Source organism: Granulicella sp. L46 (genome assembly GCF_009765785.1).
Lineage (GTDB): Bacteria > Acidobacteriota > Terriglobia > Terriglobales > Acidobacteriaceae > Granulicella.
The window spans coordinates 211,542-229,230 of the sequence record NZ_LMUT01000003.1 but is presented as its reverse complement, the minus strand read 5'-3'; the positions used below and the strand labels follow the sequence as shown (position 1 = coordinate 229,230).

The window sequence follows — 17,689 nt, the reverse complement described above, 5'->3', positions numbered from 1 at the left end:
GATTCCTCTCCTTTGAACCCTTTGGGCTGGACCGGACTCTAAATATAGGTAAGCACGCTGACGTTATATAGGTAAGCAGGCAGACGTTTTAGCTTGTTTTATCCACGCTGGTGAACTTCGCGATGATTCAAGAAGTTTGTGCGGCATCAGGCAGGCAGTGAGGAACCATGTGCGGTATTGTCGGCGTCTTCGGGCGTAGTCCAGTTAGCTCCGTCATCTACGAAAGCCTCTCCATGCTTCAGCACCGCGGCCAGGACGCTGCGGGCATTGCGACGTGCTTTGAGGACCGGTTCTACCTCGAGAAGGGAAATGGCCTGCTTACCGATGTCTTCGAGGCTGGAAACATGGCACGGCTGTTAGGAGACATGGGGATTGGGCATGTGCGTTATCCCACGGCAGGCTGCGCGTCGGTGGCTGAAGCACAGCCGTTCTATGTCAACTCACCTTACGGAATTATCTTCGCGCATAACGGCAACCTCACCAATGTCTCAGAGATTGTGGAGAGCCTATTCCTCACGGACATGCGCCACCTGAATACCAGCTCCGACTCCGAGGTCATGTTGAATGTTTTTGCCCATGCACTCTCTCGGCGCGGAGCCGTTCGCCCCAATGAGTTTGACGTATTCGCGGCCGTCGAAGAAGTTCATCGACGATGTAAGGGCGGCTATGCGGTGATCGCTATGGTCGCTGGCGTGGGTATGGTGGCGTTCCGCGATCTGCACGGGATTCGACCACTGGTTTTCGGAAAGCGCGGCGAGGGGAAAGAGGCTGAGTTCATGATCGCCTCAGAGAGCGTGGCGCTGCAGGTGAGTGGCTTCGATCTGGACCACGACCTCGCGCCGGGCGAGGTAATCTTCATTGACACGGAAGGTACGGTCTTCCAGCATCAGAGCCTGCAGGCACACGAGAAAGCCCCTTGCTTATTCGAGTTTGTGTACCTGGCGCGGCCAGACTCTGTCCTTGATGGGGCATCGGTCTACCAGTGCCGCATCAACATGGGGACCAAGCTTGCGGAAAAAATTCAGCGCGAGTGGTCTCACCTCCCCATTGATGTCGTGATCCCAATTCCTTCGACGAGCCGCGTAGCCGCGCAGGAGATTGCGACTCGATTGAATATTCCCTATCGTGATGCGCTGGTGAGAAATCGATATGTAGGGCGAACCTTCATCATGCCCGGGCAGGCCCAGCGCAAGCAGTCGATTCGGCGCAAGCTTAATCCGATTCCGCAAGCATTCCAAGGCAAGAACGTGTTGTTGGTGGACGACTCCATCGTCCGCGGAACGACGATCCGCGAGATCATCGCGATGGTCCGGGAACAAGGCGCGAAGAAGGTTTACGTGTGTTCGGCCGCGCCCCCGGTACGCTTTCCGAATGTCTACGGAATCGATATGCCGGCGCGTTCTGAGCTGATTGCCAGCGGTCGCGATGTGCAGCAACTCGCAAAGAATATTGGAGCGGATGAACTCATCTTTCAAGACCTGGACGATTTGAAACAGGCCATTACCGACGCTTGCCCCAGTCTCACTCATTTTGATACTTCTGTCTTCGATGGAGTGTATGTCACCGGAGACATCACCGAAGAATATCTCAACACGCTGGAACAAAAACGGAACGACGCTGCCAAACATACCGAAGATGTCGCAAGCCACATCACAAGAAATCTCTCCGCTCACCTCTAGCGGAACGACCATGCGCGTGCTGCCCGGGCCGTCGGCACTGACGGCGTTTGAGGCTGAGCGCGTCGTGCAGAAACTGCGCACGAATTATCCTGCCGAGGCAGGGAATGTCGTTGCCGTTGAGTCGTCGTATCTATACCTCCTGCTTATCCGCAAGGAAGCCGAAGACACGGTGGATCACCAGCGACTAGCGGAGTTGCTGGGTGCGGGCGACGGCCTTTCTTCCGGTCAGCGGGTATGGATTGGGCCTCGGATTGGAACGCAATCGCCATGGTCGAGCAAGGCTACCGACATTCTGCACAACACAGGCTTCACCGCGATCGAGAGGATTGAGCGTGCGCGTGTCGTTCGGATTGTCTCGTCAGGTGAGGGCGTTGTCGGAGATGTTTCGACGCTGACAGCCGCACTTCATGACCGCATGACCGAGAGTGTTTTTTTTGAGAGTGCCGATGAACTTCAGGCACTCTTCGCGCCGCGGGAAGGCAAAGGGCTAGGATATATCGACGTGCTGGGCCTCGGCGCGGAGGCGATCGTTGCAGCGGATCGCTCGTTGGGGCTTTCGCTGGCGAGCGATGAGATCGAATACCTGGTGGCTGAGTTTACGCGGCTGGGACGCAATCCTACCGATGTTGAGCTGTACATGTTTGCTCAGGCCAATAGCGAGCACTGCCGCCACAAGATCTTCAATGCGAGCTGGACGGTCGATGGAGAGAAGCAGCCGCGGTCGTTATTTCAGATGATCCGCAATACGAATGAACTCTCAGGCGACAATGTTCTTTCGGCCTATCGTGACAATGCCGCAGTGATTCGCGGAGGACGCGCAGGAAGGTTCTTCCCTGAGGCCGGCGATGCGACCTACAAATACCACGACGAAGATATTCATATTCTGCTGAAGGTGGAGACCCACAATCACCCGACTGCAATTTCGCCGTGGCCAGGTGCGGCGACCGGATCGGGCGGAGAGATTCGTGACGAAGGTGCGACCGGACGCGGCGCCAAGCCAAAGGCTGGGCTGTGCGGCTTCACGGTATCGAATCTCAACTTGCCGCAAGCGCCGCAGCCTTGGGAGAAGGCGTATGGCCGGCCTTCGCATATTGCTTCACCGCTCGACATCATGATTGAAGGCCCGCTCGGCGCTGCTGCGTACAACGACGAATTTGGTCGGCCGGCACTCGCTGGATACTTTCGCACCTACGAACAGTTGAGCAACGGTACCGTCTTCGGATATCACAAGCCGATCATGCTTGCGGGCGGCCTGGGAAATATCCGCGCGGAACACGTAGAGAAGGGCGCGATGAAGCCCGGTTACGCTCTGGTTGTGCTCGGTGGGCCAGCGATGTTGATCGGCCTCGGTGGCGGCGCGGCGTCGAGCAGTGCAGGGAGTGGTAACACCGATCTTGACTTCGCCTCGGTGCAGCGGGACAACGCGGAGATGGAACGGCGCGCGCAGGAAGTCATCGATCGCTGTTGGCAGCGTGGCGAAAGCAATCCTATCGCGTTCATTCATGACGTTGGCGCTGGCGGTCTATCGAATGCGTTTCCTGAGCTGGTCAAGGATGGCGGCTGCGGTGGAAGCTTCGATCTGAATGCCGTTCCTCGGGGTGAAGAGGGCTTGAGCCCGCTGGAGACCTGGTGCAATGAAGCGCAGGAACGTTATGTGCTCGCGATCGCGCCAGAACATCTGCAGGCCTTCGAAGCGATTTGCCAGCGCGAGCGCTGTCCTTTCGCCGTCGTGGGAACCGCTGAGAAGCGGCCGCATCTCACGCTCAGCAATGGTTCAGAAGGCGCGAAGACGGATGCGACTACAGAAATGCATGCGATCGACCTGCCGTTGCAAATACTCTTCGGGAAACCGCCAAAGATGGAGCGGGCCTTTACTCGATCGAGGACTGATACCAGGCCGCTCGATTTGGCAGGAGTTACGATTGCGGATGCGGTCGAACGATTGCTTCGACTGCCAACGGTTGCATCGAAGTCTTTCTTGATAACGATTGGTGACCGAAGCATCTCAGGCCTTGTTGTGCAGGATCAGATGGTGGGTCCATGGCAGATTCCCGTTGCGGATTGCGCTGTCACGCTTCGCTCCTACGACTCAGGTTGCGGAGAGGCGATGGCGATCGGCGAGCGAACACCGCTGGCTGTCATCAATGCCGCGGCCTCGGCCCGGATGGCTGTAGGTGAAGTTGTTACCAACATGGCCGGTGCCTCGATAGAAAAACTCGGCGACATCAAACTCTCCGCCAACTGGATGGCCGCTGCAGGTGAGGGGCAGGAAGATCAGAAGCTGTTCGACGCAGTGCACGCAGTGGGCATGGAGTTCTGTCCGGCGCTGGGTATGTCGATTCCCGTAGGCAAGGATTCGATGTCTATGAAGACCAAGTGGCGCGAAGGCCCGGATGCCAAGGTGGTTGTGTCGCCGCTTTCGCTGATCGCCTCGGGATTTGCTCCCGTCATGGATGTGCGCAAAACACTGACTCCACAGCTTGAAGAGGGAGATACAGTTCTCGTCCTCATCGATCTGGGTGCTGGTAAGAATAGACTGGGCGGCTCATGCCTGGCTCAGGTATATGGACAGGTAGGTGACGAGGGGCCGGACGCTCCCTCGCCCGAAATATTAAAGGCGTTCTTCGATACAATTCAGAAGTTAAATCTCGAAGGAAAGCTACTGGCGTATCACGATCGCAGTGATGGCGGCCTCTTTGTCACGCTGCTGGAAATGGCGTTCGCTGGGAACGTCGGACTGGATATCGCGCTGCCCGCAGCAGGTTTGGAGGAGCTGTTCAGTGAAGAGCTCGGCGCTGTGGTGCAAGTTGCGAAGAAAGATTTGGACGATGCCATCGAGCACCTAAATGCGTCGGGTCTTACGGCGCAGGTTGTTGGGCATTGCATCGAACGTAATGAAATTATTATTCGCAGCGGTGCGGAAATCGTCTATCAGAACAGCCGCACAGCGCTGCAGAAGATGTGGGCGGAGACCAGCTTTCACATCCAGACCCTCCGCGATAATCCTGAAAGCGCGATTCAGGAGTTTTCGCTGTTGGACGATGCTGGGCGGCCCGGGCTTTCTGTCACGGTACCGTTCGATCTGGCACAGCGGGTCAATGCTCCGTTCGTCCATGCGGCGCGCCCTCGCGTTGCCATTCTGCGTGAGCAGGGTGTGAACGGCCAAGTAGAGATGGCCGCTGCGTTCGATCGTGCAGGTTTTACTGCGGTTGATGTTCATATGAGCGATCTCCTGGCCGGCCGCGCGCGTCTTGAGGACTTCCGTGGATTGGCAGCATGCGGGGGCTTCTCTTACGGCGACGTACTGGGCGCGGGCAGTGGATGGGCGAAGACGATCCTGTTCAATGACCAGTTGAAGGAGATGTTCACCCAGTTCTTCGAGCGCTCTGATAGTTTCTCTTTGGGAGTTTGCAACGGTTGTCAGATGATGGCGCAACTGCGCGATATCATCCCTGGGACAGTTGCATGGCCGAACTTCGGGCGCAATGTTTCGACGCGGTTCGAAGCGCGCGTCTGTATGGTCGCGGTGGAGGAATCACCGTCCTTGTTCTTCGAGGGAATGACGGGTTCGCGCATCCCTATAGTGGTTGCGCATGGAGAAGGCCACGTAAGCGACGTTCGCTCGGATGCCGTGATCGGTTTGCGCTACATTGATACCTACGGCGAGGTAACTGAGCATTATCCGCTCAATCCAAGCGGATCGGCGGAGGGCGTTGCTGGGCTGACCAGTGCCGACGGACGCGCGCTCATCATGATGCCGCATCCTGAGCGCATCTTTCTCGGAATCCAGCACACATGGACGCGCAGGCTCAAAGACAGTCCATGGCAAAGAATGTTTGACAACGCACGAAAGTGGGTTGGATAAGAAGCGATTCACAGAAATAAGAGGTGGCTGGATTGAGTTCGAAGGTAGATTACAAGTCCGCAGGAGTGGATATCGAGGCAGGGAATGAGGCGGTGCGGCGCATCAAATCGCACGTCGCGAAGACCCATTCTGCGGCCGTCCTGACCGGCCTCGGATCATTTGGAACGCTCTTCTCGCTGGGCGATGCATTGAAGCATCTCAAGGATCCGGTGATGGTGCAGAGCACCGACGGCGTCGGGACCAAGAGCAAGGTTACGGTCATGGCAGGCAGGTATGAAGCGCTCGGCCATGATCTCGTTGCGGCCGTCGCGGGAGACATTGTGGTGATGGGTGCGACGCCGCTCACGTTCCTGGACTACCTCGGATTTCATAAAATTGAACCCGAGATCGTAGAAGCCCTGGTGCGTGGAATGAGCGCTGCATGCGTGGAAGCCGGAATCGCTTTGGTGGGAGGCGAAACAGCGGAGATGCCCGCCGTCTACGCTGAAGGCGATCTGGATGTGGTGGGATTTGTCACAGGCGTTGTCGACCGCGAGCGCCTGCTGACCGGTGCAAACATTATTGCGGGTGACGTTTTGTATGCAATTAATTCGAGCGGATTGCATACGAATGGTTTTTCTCTGGCACGCAAACTGATCTTTGAGATTGGCGGGTATGGGATTGATGCGCAACCCGAAGAGTTGGAAGGGAAGTCAATCGCGGACGTGCTACTGGCCCCGCATGCAAACTATGTCGCGCCGATAAAACGAATTCTGGACGCTGGCATCCCAGTGAAAGGCATGGCGCACATTACAGGCGGCGGCTTGGTGGAAAACGTGCCTCGAGTTCTTCCAGACGGGTTGGGAGCCATCATTGACCCTGCGACATGGACGCCCCAGCCGATATTTTCGCTGATGCAACGCCTTGGGAACATCGACGATCACGAGATGCATCGTGCATTCAATATGGGAGTTGGACTGGTCTTGATCGCTCCGCCCGGCCTGCGAGAAGATTTGGCTGCGGCCATTGCTGGATTCCCCCAATTCAAGGTGTGGGAATTGGGTCGAGTCGAAGGAAATGCATCCGGCACCCGCTTCGGCGAGGTGAATTGAAATGGAACGACAAATGTTGCTAGATGCGATTCCACATTGCCTGACATCCACTGATCTGCCGCTCGCTGCTAAGTACCCCGGCAAGGTCCGCGATACCTACGAAATTGGCGATGGGCGTTTACTGCTGGTGACGACCGATCGGCAGAGTGGATTTGATCGCCTGCTCGGGGCGATTCCCTACAAGGGGCAAGTATTGAACCGAACGTCGCTGTACTGGTTCGAGCAGACTCGCGACATTATTGCCAACCATGTACTGCTCAGCCCACATGCCAACGCGCTGATTGCCCGCAAATGCCAGGTCTTGCCGATCGAGTTTGTGGTGCGGGGATACATGACGGGCTCGACCGATACGTCGATCTGGACGCAGTATCAGAAAGGCGTACGAACGTATTGCGGCCATGCGCTTCCGGAGGGTATGAAGAAAAACGAGGCGCTGTCAAACAATATCGTCACGCCGACGACGAAGGAAAAAACGCATGATCGGCCGATTACAGCGAAGGAGATTGTTGCGGAAGGTTGGCTGACGCCCAAACAGTGGGAAGTTGCCTCAACGAAAGCGCTTGAGTTATTCGCCTTTGGCCAGAAGCGGTCCGCCGAGCGCGGGTTGATTCTCGCCGACACAAAATATGAGTTCGGCGTAACAGCGGATGGCGAAATCCTGTTGATCGACGAGATCCACACACCGGATTCGAGTCGATACTGGTTAGCCGATAGTTACGCGGAACGCCTGGCTGCCGGACAGGAGCCGAACATGATCGACAAAGAGTTCTTCCGACTGTGGTTCCGCGATCGTTGTGATCCCTATCAGGACGCGGTACTCCCCATTCCTCCGGATGAGCTAATTGCCGAGCTCGCTGCGCGGTATATTCAGCTATTTGAAAAGATTACCGGGATAACCTTTGCGCCGGACTTGAGGCCGTTGGAGGCAACCATTCTCGCGAGCCTGGAGCAATGAGCGAGACAGTTCTGATCGTCGGCTCAGGGGCGCGCGAACATGCGATTGCCCTCGCTCTGGCTCGGTCGGCTCAGCAGCCCGCGCTGGTTTGTTTCAGCAATGCTCTCAACCCAGGTATCGCCTCCCTCTGTTTGGAATACGGCATCGGACGCATCACAGATCCAGAAGCCGTAGCTGCTTTTGCTCGCGAGCATGAGGCTACGCTTGCTGTAATTGGTCCCGAGGCCCCACTTGCGGCCGGCGTCGCGGATGCCCTCATGTCGGTCGGCGTCCCGGTAGTCGGCCCAACTCGAAGCCTCGCGCGGATTGAGTCAAGCAAAGGCTTTGCGCGAGATCTTCTGGCGAAGTATAAAATTCCCGGCAATCCGTTCTTCCGGCGTTTCACTTCGATGGATGGGCTCGAGGAAGTGCTGAACGTCTATGCAAATCGTCACGTGATCAAAGATGATGGGCTTGCGGGCGGCAAGGGAGTCAAAGTTTGTGGGGATCATCTTCTGTCCATAGACGATAGTCTGGCGTTCGCCAGGGAGCTGGTCGAGCATGGGCATCCGTTTGTCGTCGAAGAGAAGATTGAAGGAGAAGAGTTCTCGCTCATGAGCTTCTGCGATGGCGTGACACTCAAACACATGCCTGCAGTGCAGGATCACAAGCGCGCATATAACGGCGATAAAGGGCCTAACACCGGCGGAATGGGTACGTATACGGATGCCGACCACAAATTGCCGTTCTTGAACGGCAAGGACATTACCGAGGCGCAGGAGATGAATCGGCGCGTTGCGGCTGCATTGGCACAAGAGTGCGGTGCGCCGTATCGGGGCGTCCTGTACGGTGGGTTCATGGCAACACGGGACGGCGTAAAGCTCATCGAGTACAACGCACGCTTTGGCGATCCCGAATCGCTCAACCTCCTAACCCTTTTGCAGACGGACTTCGTGGAGATTTGCCGTGCGATCGTCGGCGGGACACTTGCCGAGGTCGATGTGCGATTCTCTGACCGGGCTAGCGTCTGCAAGTACGTAGTTCCCGAGGGCTACCCAGAGACCCCGCGCAAGGGAGACGAGGTTCAGTTGCCTGAAGAACTACCCACGAATGCGAAGATCTTTCTTAGCGCAGTGGATGTGCAGCAAGGTAAGTTAATCGCCACCGGGTCGCGCGCGGTTGCAGTGATTGGAATTGGCGACAACATCAGTGAAGCGGAAGCTGTTTGCGAACAGGTCGTGCGGGAGATTCCGGGCCCATTCTTTCATCGCACAGACATCGGTACCGATTCGGTGATCGCTGGCCGCGTGGATCATATGAAGAGGTTGCGATCCGCATGAGTCTAAAAGTCGGTGTACTTGGCTCAACTCGTGGAACGGCATTGCAAGGTATTTTGGACGCGGTCACGGAGGCTGCTCTCGATGTTGACCTCGTATTGGTCGTCTCGGATAAGCGGAATGCGCCCATTCTTGAGCGGGCTGAGAGGTATGACGTACCCACGCTGTTTCTCGACCCCGCAGGCCTAAAGCGCGATGAATATGACCAACAGGTGACCGATGCGTTACGCCAAGCGGGTGCAGAGTTGGTGCTCATGATCGGGTACATGCGCATTGTTTCGGCATGTTTCGTTGAAGACTGGAAGGGACGTTTGTTGAATGTGCATCCCTCTCTATTGCCCGCATTCGGCGGATTGATGAATCAAAAGGTGCACGAAGCGGTTTTGGCTGCGGGTGTAAGCGAGACCGGTTGCACAATTCATCAGGTGACGGAAGAAGTGGATGGCGGCCCGATCGTGTTGCAGAAACGCTGTTCCGTATTGCCAGGAGATACACCACAGATATTGAAGGATCGCGTGCAGGCTTTAGAGCAGGTTGCATTTATTGAAGTATTGCAGGGGTGGAGGTTGTGATGGCAAAGGCAAAAAAGTCTGGAGTTCGCGTCGTCGTTGGGATCATTATGGGATCCAAGTCAGATTGGCCGACCATGGAAGCAGCGGCGAAAGTTCTTGATGAGTTTGGCATCGCTTATGAAGCTGAGGTCGTTTCCGCTCACCGAACCCCAGACAAGATGATGACGTATGCGGCCAGCGCCAAGGCTCGAGGTCTGCGCATCATCATTGCAGGCGCAGGCGGTGCAGCGCATCTTCCGGGAATGGTGGCGTCGAAGACAAGTTTGCCCGTCCTAGGGGTGCCGGTAAAGAGCCGCGCGCTCGATGGGCTCGACAGCCTTCTTTCGATCGCGCAGATGCCTGCCGGTATTCCCGTGGCAACGTTTGCGATTGGGGAAGCGGGTGCCAAAAATGCTGGCCTGTTTGCTGCGTCGATCCTTGGACTAACCGATGAGGCGATTGCGGAGAAGCTGGAGAAGTTTCGCAGCGGGCAGACAAAGACCGTGTTGAAGGGGCCCGATCCACGGAAATGACTACGCGAGTGAGGCCAAGAATCGGGATACTGGGTGCGGGCCAACTGGCGCTGATGCTGGCGCAGGCTGGTAAGGCTCTGGATGTTGAAGTGATTTGTGCAGGGCAGCCGGGGGACTGCGCAGAGCAGGTTGCCGAAGTTATCCCCGTCGACCTGGACGACGCTGCCGCTGTCGCTGCCTTTGCTGCGGCCGTGGATGTAGTGACGATCGAAAGTGAGAACATCCACGCGGATGTTCTGCAGGGCTTGAACCTGTATCCCAATGCGCGCGCTGTGGGAATTGCGCAGGATCGTCTATTGGAGAAGCAATTCTTTCATGCGTGCGGGATCGGTACAGCACCCTTCGCGCCGGTCGATAGCCTCGAAGATTTAAAGCACGCGCTGGAAGTTACTGGACTGCCAGCGATTCTCAAGACACGACGAATGGGATATGACGGCAAAGGGCAGGCGCGCCTGCGCAGCTCCGACGATGTGGCAGACGCCTGGGCGGAGGTTGGCCGGGTGCCCTGCATTCTTGAAGGGATGGTGAACTTTGAAGAAGAGGTATCGCTCATCGCTGTGCGCAGCAGGTCCGGACAGGTGGTGTTTTATCCTCTGATCGAAAACCATCACCGCGAAGGAATTCTTCGCACGTCGATCGCGCCGTTTGTGAATGAAAAGCTACAGCATCAAGCGGAACGTTATCTCGACGTATTGTTCGAGAAGCTCGAGTATGTTGGCGTACTCGCGGTAGAGTTCTTTGTTGTGGATGGTGCTTTGCTGGCTAACGAAATGGCGCCTCGTGTTCATAACTCGGGTCACTGGACGATTGAAGGTTCGGGGACCTCGCAGTTTGAAAATCATCTGCGGGCGATCGTCGGCGGCAAACTCGGCAACACGGAAAGTCGCCCGACGGTCATGCTGAACTGCATCGGCTCGATGCCAAGCGAAAGCGAGACATCGAAGTTCCCAGAGCTATTCCGCCACGATTATGGCAAGGAGGCGCGGCCTGGACGCAAGGTCGGGCATTTGACCTTTCCTGCGTCCGCGCACGCAGCGATTGCAGAATGGCAAAGGCGCCTCGCAGGATTGATCCCTCGATAGCTACCAGCCGCCGCCAAGCGCGTTATAAAGTTGGACGAGAGACAACGCCTCCGCCTGCTGTGCTGCCTCGAGCGTGAGTTGTGAGTTATAGAGATTCGTATCGGTTGTCAGCACTTCCAAATAGCTGGTCGAACCACCTTTGTACCGAATCCGCGCGAGGCGAACAGCGTCTGCTGAAGCCGCCGTCTGCTTCTCCTGTTGCTCACGGTACTCGCGTGTCTTGTTATATGCGACCAGCGCATTCGAGACATCGCGTAGCGCGCCGGCAATGGTCTGCTGGTAGGTATCGATCAGCTCTTTGTCCGTAGCCTGAGCCAAGTGATAATTGGCGCGAATCTTGCCCGCGTCAAAGATGGGCTGCGTGAGGTTACCGGCTGCGTAGTAGTAGACATTCACGGGGTTCACCAGTCCCTTCAGCTGGCTTCCGGAAGTGCCGCCTGTACCCGTCAGTGCGAGTTGAGGGAAATACTGTGCACGTGCAACCCCTATATTTGCGTTGGCCTGGACGAGCAGCTCTTCCGCGCGTCGGACGTCAGGGCGGCGCTCCAGCAAATCGGACGGAAGTCCCGCGGGAACATCTGCGGGATGCGGCGCGCTTGCGATGATCGATGTGCTGTCGGCGACATTGCGAACGATAGGTCCAGGATCCTCGCCGAGCAGGAGACGCAGGTTGTTCTCCTGCTGTTCGATCTGCCGTTCTAGATCTGGAATCTGAGCCTGTGCGGTATAGTAGAGCTCCTCAGCCTGGCGCACATCGGCCATGGAATCAGCGCCGCCCTGTTCGAGCGTCTGCGTCAAATCGAGTGACTGTTTGCGGGCATCCAGTGTGCTCCTGGTAATCGCGAGCTCCGCATCGAGTGTGCGGAGCTGATAGTACGCCGTTGCCACATTTTCGACGAGTGTGCTGTACGTTGTCTGCTTAGCCCACTCGGTGGCGCGCAGGTTGGCGCGTGCGGCTTCGGTCTGGCGACGGTACATGCCCCAGAAGTCCAAATTCCACGCAACAGACGCGGTGATTCCGCCGGCGTAGTAGTTCGTCTGGCCGGTGCTCTTAGAGCTATTCGAGCTAGTGTTGACGCTGTTTAACAGGCTACTGGGAAGGCCTAGCGCATCATAAGTGGCCCCAACATTGAGAGTCGGATACTGCGCCGCTTTGGTAATGCCTAGCTGCGCCTGTTGCTCCAACACACGGTCAGCTGCGATCTTCACATCGTAGTTATTTTTTAGAGCCTCGGCAATAAGCTGTTGCAGCACTGGATCGGTGAAGACGGTGTCCCATTTTTGCGCGCCGAGCGGAACGGCGTTGGTCGCGGGCGCGATGTCAGGCGCGAGCGCCCCACGATAGCTCGCCGGCGTGTTAACCGCGGGCCGCTTATAGTTAGGGCCGACTTTGCAACCGGCGATGGTGAGGATCAGCGCGAGCGAGGAGAGGCTGCGGAAGGTATGTTTCATGCTTGTCCTCCCTGCGAGGGCGCCGTTGTTTTCGGCGGACCAGCGTCGTGGTCGGAGTCGAGACTCGCGTTATGCGCCGAACCGAAACGTTGAGCAAATCGTTCAGCGATGGAGAAGGTGACGGGGATGAGGAAGATTGCGATGAGTGTTGCCGCGAGCATTCCTCCAATCACAACCGTGCCTAGGATCTGGCGTGAGACGCCGCCAGCGCCGGAGGCGAACCAGAGCGGAACGCAGCCCAGGATAAAGGCGAAAGCCGTCATGAGGATGGGTCGGAAACGGAGTCGTGCGCCGTTCATCGCCGCACTAAAGATGGTCTCGCCCTTTTCATATTCGTCCTTCGCAAACTCAACGATCAAAATCGCATTCTTCGCCGATAGCCCAATGAGCATGACGAGACCGATCTGGGCATAGACATCGTTTTCAAGATGCCGCACGGTCAGGGCAAGATAGGCTCCAAAGATTGCAACGGGCGTACTTAGCAGAACGCCAAAAGGCAGAGACCAGCTCTCATATTGTGCAGCGAGAATGAGGAAGCAGAACACGATAGAGAGCGCATACACAACCCACGCCGGAATGCTCTGCTGCGCCTTGTGCTCCTGAAAGCTCATGCCTGAGTAATCCATTCCCATGCCTGCAGGCATCGTCTGTGCAAAGGTCTGCTCGAGCGCCTTCATCACCTGGCCTGAGCTGTATCCGGGCGTCGCAACGATTGTGAGCTGCGCAGCTTCGTATTCGTTAAAGCGCGTTGTGAATTCAGGGCCGGCCGAGCGTCGCACTGTAGTGATCGCGCTCAGTGGAACTCGATTGCCGTTGGCCGATGTTACGTAGAACTGGCCAATGTTGTCGATGTTCGTGCGAGTGTCGCCTTCGGCCTCGATGTAGGTCTGCCACTGCCGGCCAAATCGGTTGAAGTAGTTCACCAGCGTGCCGCCCATGAAGGCCTGCATCGTGGTGTAGACGTCCGCAAGGTTTACCTGTTGCTGCGCCGCTTTTTCGCGATCGACATCGACGTAAAGCTGAGGTACTGCGGGAGCGAACGAGGGAATCGCTGCGGCAATCTCAGGACGATTCTTGAGCGCGCCAAGGAACTTATATGTATTCGCAGTCAGAAAATTCAAATCGCCGCTGCCGGAGCGGTCCTCCAGCAGCATGCTCACGCCACCAGAACTCCCCAGGCCAGGGATCGCAGGTGGGGGGAAGGAAAACGCGAGACCCTCTTTGACGCCGCCAAGTTGCTTCGCCAGATTCTGCTGGATTACGGTGAATTGCTGATCGGCGCTCTTACGCTGGTCCCAGTCTTTTAGCGTGACGAAGTAAAAGGCGTGGTACGTGTCCTGGGTGAAGCTCAGCAGGCTGAAGCCGATGACCGAGGTCACGCTCTCCACGCCGGGCACCTTATGCAGCGCGTTCTCTACATCCCGTGAGGCGTCGGCGGTACGTTCAAGCGAGGTGCCTTGCGGCAGTTGCAGCGCGACGAATGCGTATCCCTGATCCTCGGTTGGAAGGAAGCCGCCAGGTAGTCGCGCCCCCAACAGCATAACGAACACGCTGAGGATCAGGATGATGAGTACGCCGACGATCGACTTACGCACCAGCCAGCCCGAGGTGCTGACATAGCCCTCCGTCGTTCGCTTGAAGACGCGGTTGAACCAACCGAAGAAGCGGGCCAGAAGGCCTCTGGACTCGGTCTTGGGCTTCAGCAGCAGGGCGCAGAGCGCGGGGCTGAGAGTGAGAGCATTGAAAGCCGAGAACAATACCGAGATTGCAATCGTAACTGCGAACTGCTGGTACAGACGTCCGGTGATGCCGGGAATAAAGGCTGTCGGAATGAATACGGCCGCGAGGATGAGCGCGATCGCGATGACCGGACTCGCTACTTGTTCCATCGCAGCATACGACGCATCGCGCGGCGTCATGCCTTCCTCAATATGGTGTTCGACTGCTTCGACCACAACGATCGCATCGTCGACGACCAAGCCAATCGCAAGCACCAGGCCGAAGAGCGACAGCGTATTGATGGAGAAGCCCAGCAGCGGAAATACCATGAAGGTGCCAATGAGCGATACGGGCACCGCGAGCAACGGAATGAGCGTCGCGCGCCAGCCCTGCAGGAAGATGTAGACGACCAGGATAACCAGCGCCAGAGCGATGAAAAGCGTTACAAGAATCTCGTGAATACCGGCGTTCACGGCAGCCGTAGTATCGAGCGCAACGTGATACGCCATGTCCGGCGGGAAGTTCTTCGTGAGTTGGTCCATCCTCACGCGAACATTCTTTGCCGTCTCCACGGCGTTGGTGCCGGGCAGTTGATAGATCGCCATGACGGCCGCGGGCTTGCCTTCAAAGCGGCCGCTAAGGTTGTAGGTCTGAGCACCCAGCTCGATGCGAGCGACGTCCTTGAGGTGCAGAATCGAGCCATCGGCATTAGCGCGCAGAATAATATTGCCGAACTCTTCCGAGGTGATGAGACGTCCCTGCGTGCGGACTGTGTAAGTAAACTGTTGACCACTGGGAACGGGTTCGCCACCAATTTGGCCAGCCGGGTTTACGGTGTTCTGAGCCTGGAGCGCTGCGGCGATCTGCGGAATGGTGACGCCGAGTTTGGCGAGTTGGTCGGGCTTGACCCAGATGCGCAGAGCATACTGGCCCGCGCCGAACACCTGGATGCGCGACACGCCCTTCACTCGGGTGACTTCATCTACCAGGTTGATGTAGGCATAGTTTGCCAGAAACGTTCCGTCGTAAGTGGAGTTCGGTGAAGAGATCGCCAGCAGCATCAGCGGCGAGGTGAGAGATTTGTTCACTGTGAGGCCGGCGACGGTGACCTCAGCGGGCAACTGGCTCTGCGCCTGGTCGACGCGCAGCTGCGAAAGAATTTGGTCGGTATCGGCGTTAGTCGCCACGTCGAAGTCGACGGTGAGCTGGGTGAGACCATTGCTGGCGTTGGTCGACTGCATGTAGTTCATGTTGTCGACGCCATTCATCTGCTGCTCAATCGGCGTAGCGACAGCCTGCTCCAGCGTCTTTGCGTCCGCTCCAGGGTAGGTCGCCTGCACTAGAATCTCAGGCGGCACAATATTAGGGAACTGCGCCGTTGGCAGGCTTAGCAGCGAGACAAGCCCGCCGATCACCATGAGAATCGCAATCACCATGGCCACAATGGGCCGGCGTATGAAGAACTTCGAGATCATAGGTTAGTTCCCCTGCGCGTTCTGCCCGGCGGCTGCGGGAGCAGGTGAATTATCCGCCTGAGGCACGACCTTCATGCCGTCCCTTACCTTCTCATTGCCGGCTGTGACCACTCGATCGCCCGCACTCAAGCCACTCGAGATCACGATGTTTGGACCGACCTGCGTTCCTAGCTGAACCGTGCGAATATGCGCCACGTTGTCGGCTCCAACCACGATGACCTGGTTCATGCCCTGCATCTCCGACACGGCTCGTTGCGGAACTACCACCGCGTTATGCAGAACCGTGGTCTCCGCCGAGACACGTCCGAATTGACCCGGCCGAAGGAGATTTCCGGGGTTTGCGAACTGCGCTGCCATCCGAATGCTGCCCGTTTGAGAGCTCAGAGCGCGGTCGACAAAGATGATGCGGCCGGTCTGCGGATACACCTGGTTATTTGCCAGCTTCAACTTCAGCGGAATCACGTTCCCGCTGCGCAGCAGGTCAGCTACGCCGCGCTGTTTTGCCTGCGCGGACAGCGTCAGATACTCCTGCTCGCTGATGTAGAAATAAACCTTGATGGGATTGAGTTGCGAGACCGACGTGAGAACGGAACTGGTGTTTACTAAATTGCCCACCTGCAGCGCTGCCTGTCCGGCAACGCCGTCGATCAACGATCGTACTTTCGTAAATCCAACATTCAGCTCGGCCGCTTCCACGGAGGCTTGAGCATTGGCTACAGCGGCTTTGTTGGCAGCCTGCGTCTGAATGTCGTTGTCGAGCTGGCTTTGTGCAATCGCATGCGCTTCCGCTAGGGGCGTGTCTCGACGCACATTGATCCCGGCCAGTTCATATTGCGCCTGCGCCTGCGCGACGCTAGCCGTTGCCTGATCCAGAATGGCTTGAAAGGGCCGCGGGTCGATCTCAAATAAGACCTGTCCCTTGTGGACCTCGCTGCCTTCCTTGTAATCCTGTCGAATGAGGTATCCGGAGACCTGTGGCTGGATCTGTGCGTTCACAAATCCGTCGGTGGTCGCGACCCATTCGCCCGTAAGCGGAACATCCTGCTGAACGGCGGTGCTCACCTGCACGGGCAAAGGTCCGAACCCTGCTGCTCCCGGAGGAGGCCCTTCGCTCTTGCATCCGCTCAACAACCCCATAGAGAATGCGGACAGTACGGTGGCAAGCGTGATTACACTCTGCACGGTATTACGTGACGTCATAGTTTCGAACCTCGATCATTCCACTGGATCGTTGCACGTAAAGTGGAAAATATACATGTGTGTATATTATGCTTAGGCCTCGAGGAACGATTCAAAAAATGTCTCGGCTTAAGCAGATGCGCCGTCGCGAACGACCCCTGGCCGCAGACCTAGCTTCCGTATCGCGCTCACAGCAAGCGATGAAGTCGGAGCGGACTCGCACGGAGTTGCTGCGTGCAGCCGAAGTCATCTTTGCCCGCGATGGGTTTGAGGCGTCTCGCATTGAGGATATTGCAGCGGAGGCCGGCCGCAGTCGCGGAGCCTTCTATGCAAATTTCGACAGCAAGACGGAGGTGTTTCTTGCCCTTCGCAGCCTCGCCACGCGGCGGCGCGCAAGGGCGCTGCGAGAGCGCATCCAGGATGTGAAGAATGAGGAAGAACGATACAACGCGATCATTCACTACATCGTCGAGCAGATCTGTGACACCCAGACCCAGCTGCTGCAGATTGAGTTCAAGCTGTTTGCTTTGCGCCACCCGGAGTTGCTGGCGGACTTAGCGGAGAAGCATCTGGAAGCGAGTACGTCGGTGAATCGGCAGGAGTTGTCCGATTTATTCCCAGAGAAGAACGAAAAGCTCGAAGAGACGCGCAGCAATACCTTGGCGGTGGAGGCGATCCTGGAGGGGTTTGCGTTGAATGCGCGATTCAGCCCAACGGTGCTCGATCAATCGCGCATGCAGGAGATAGTCCCGGAGTTGATCGCCCAGATCTTCCATCGCGGCTAGAGCATTA

At 57.2% G+C, this 17,689-nt stretch carries 12 protein-coding genes; 9 read left to right on the top strand and 3 right to left on the bottom strand.

Features of this window, described 5'->3' with window-relative positions; translation table 11 throughout:
* The first annotated feature begins 167 nt into the window (after positions 1-167).
* The 8 genes from purF to GSQ80_RS01840 are packed head-to-tail and all read left to right on the top strand — an operon-like array spanning position 168 to position 11,072.
* On the top strand, positions 168-1,679 hold the full coding sequence (gene purF / locus GSQ80_RS01875; protein WP_158785815.1) for an amidophosphoribosyltransferase: 1,512 nt from the start codon (positions 168-170) through the stop codon (positions 1,677-1,679).
* A gap of 10 nt (positions 1,680-1,689) precedes the next feature.
* Entirely contained in the window at positions 1,690-5,544 is a 3,855-nt protein-coding gene (gene purL / locus GSQ80_RS01870; protein WP_158785814.1) for a phosphoribosylformylglycinamidine synthase, read from the top strand.
* A 32-nt stretch (positions 5,545-5,576) separates the two neighbouring features.
* Positions 5,577-6,635 carry a phosphoribosylformylglycinamidine cyclo-ligase gene (gene purM / locus GSQ80_RS01865; protein ID WP_158785813.1) on the top strand — a complete coding sequence of 353 codons (1,059 nt, stop codon included), beginning with the start codon at positions 5,577-5,579 and terminating at the stop codon, positions 6,633-6,635.
* Between the two features lies 1 nt (position 6,636).
* The gene (locus GSQ80_RS01860; protein WP_158785812.1) at positions 6,637-7,590 is read left to right on the top strand and encodes a phosphoribosylaminoimidazolesuccinocarboxamide synthase; all 954 of its coding nucleotides are present in this window, start codon (positions 6,637-6,639) and stop codon (positions 7,588-7,590) included.
* On the top strand, positions 7,587-8,909 hold the full coding sequence (gene purD, locus GSQ80_RS01855) for a phosphoribosylamine--glycine ligase (RefSeq protein WP_158785811.1): 1,323 nt from the start codon (positions 7,587-7,589) through the stop codon (positions 8,907-8,909). Before GSQ80_RS01860 ends, purD begins: the two co-directional genes overlap by 4 nt.
* Positions 8,906-9,478, top strand: coding sequence for a phosphoribosylglycinamide formyltransferase (gene purN, locus GSQ80_RS01850; RefSeq protein WP_158785810.1), 573 nt, complete (start codon positions 8,906-8,908; stop codon positions 9,476-9,478). The genes purD and purN overlap by 4 nt, the downstream gene beginning before the upstream one ends.
* Complete coding sequence (purE, locus tag GSQ80_RS01845; RefSeq protein ID WP_158785809.1) at positions 9,478-9,990, top strand: 5-(carboxyamino)imidazole ribonucleotide mutase; 513 nt, start codon at positions 9,478-9,480, stop codon at positions 9,988-9,990. Before purN ends, purE begins: the two co-directional genes overlap by 1 nt.
* A gap of 8 nt (positions 9,991-9,998) precedes the next feature.
* Positions 9,999-11,072 (top strand): 5-(carboxyamino)imidazole ribonucleotide synthase, encoded by a 1,074-nt coding sequence (locus GSQ80_RS01840; RefSeq protein ID WP_158785808.1) that lies wholly within the window; start codon positions 9,999-10,001, stop codon positions 11,070-11,072.
* Here GSQ80_RS01840 and GSQ80_RS01835 read toward each other — a convergent pair whose 3' ends face one another.
* From GSQ80_RS01835 to GSQ80_RS01825, 3 genes are read right to left on the bottom strand one after another with little or no spacing between them, the layout of a single operon-like run.
* Entirely contained in the window at positions 11,073-12,524 is a 1,452-nt protein-coding gene (locus GSQ80_RS01835) for an efflux transporter outer membrane subunit (protein WP_158785807.1), read from the bottom strand.
* Positions 12,521-15,715 (bottom strand): efflux RND transporter permease subunit, encoded by a 3,195-nt coding sequence (locus GSQ80_RS01830; protein ID WP_158786200.1) that lies wholly within the window; start codon positions 15,713-15,715, stop codon positions 12,521-12,523. Before GSQ80_RS01830 ends, GSQ80_RS01835 begins: the two co-directional genes overlap by 4 nt.
* A gap of 6 nt (positions 15,716-15,721) precedes the next feature.
* On the bottom strand, positions 15,722-16,918 hold the full coding sequence (locus tag GSQ80_RS01825; RefSeq protein ID WP_158785806.1) for an efflux RND transporter periplasmic adaptor subunit: 1,197 nt from the start codon (positions 16,916-16,918) through the stop codon (positions 15,722-15,724).
* A 98-nt stretch (positions 16,919-17,016) separates the two neighbouring features.
* Here GSQ80_RS01825 and GSQ80_RS01820 point away from each other — a divergent pair, with 98 nt between their 5' ends.
* Positions 17,017-17,682, top strand: coding sequence for a TetR/AcrR family transcriptional regulator (locus GSQ80_RS01820; protein ID WP_158785805.1), 666 nt, complete (start codon positions 17,017-17,019; stop codon positions 17,680-17,682).
* Positions 17,683-17,689: the final 7 nt, after the last annotated feature.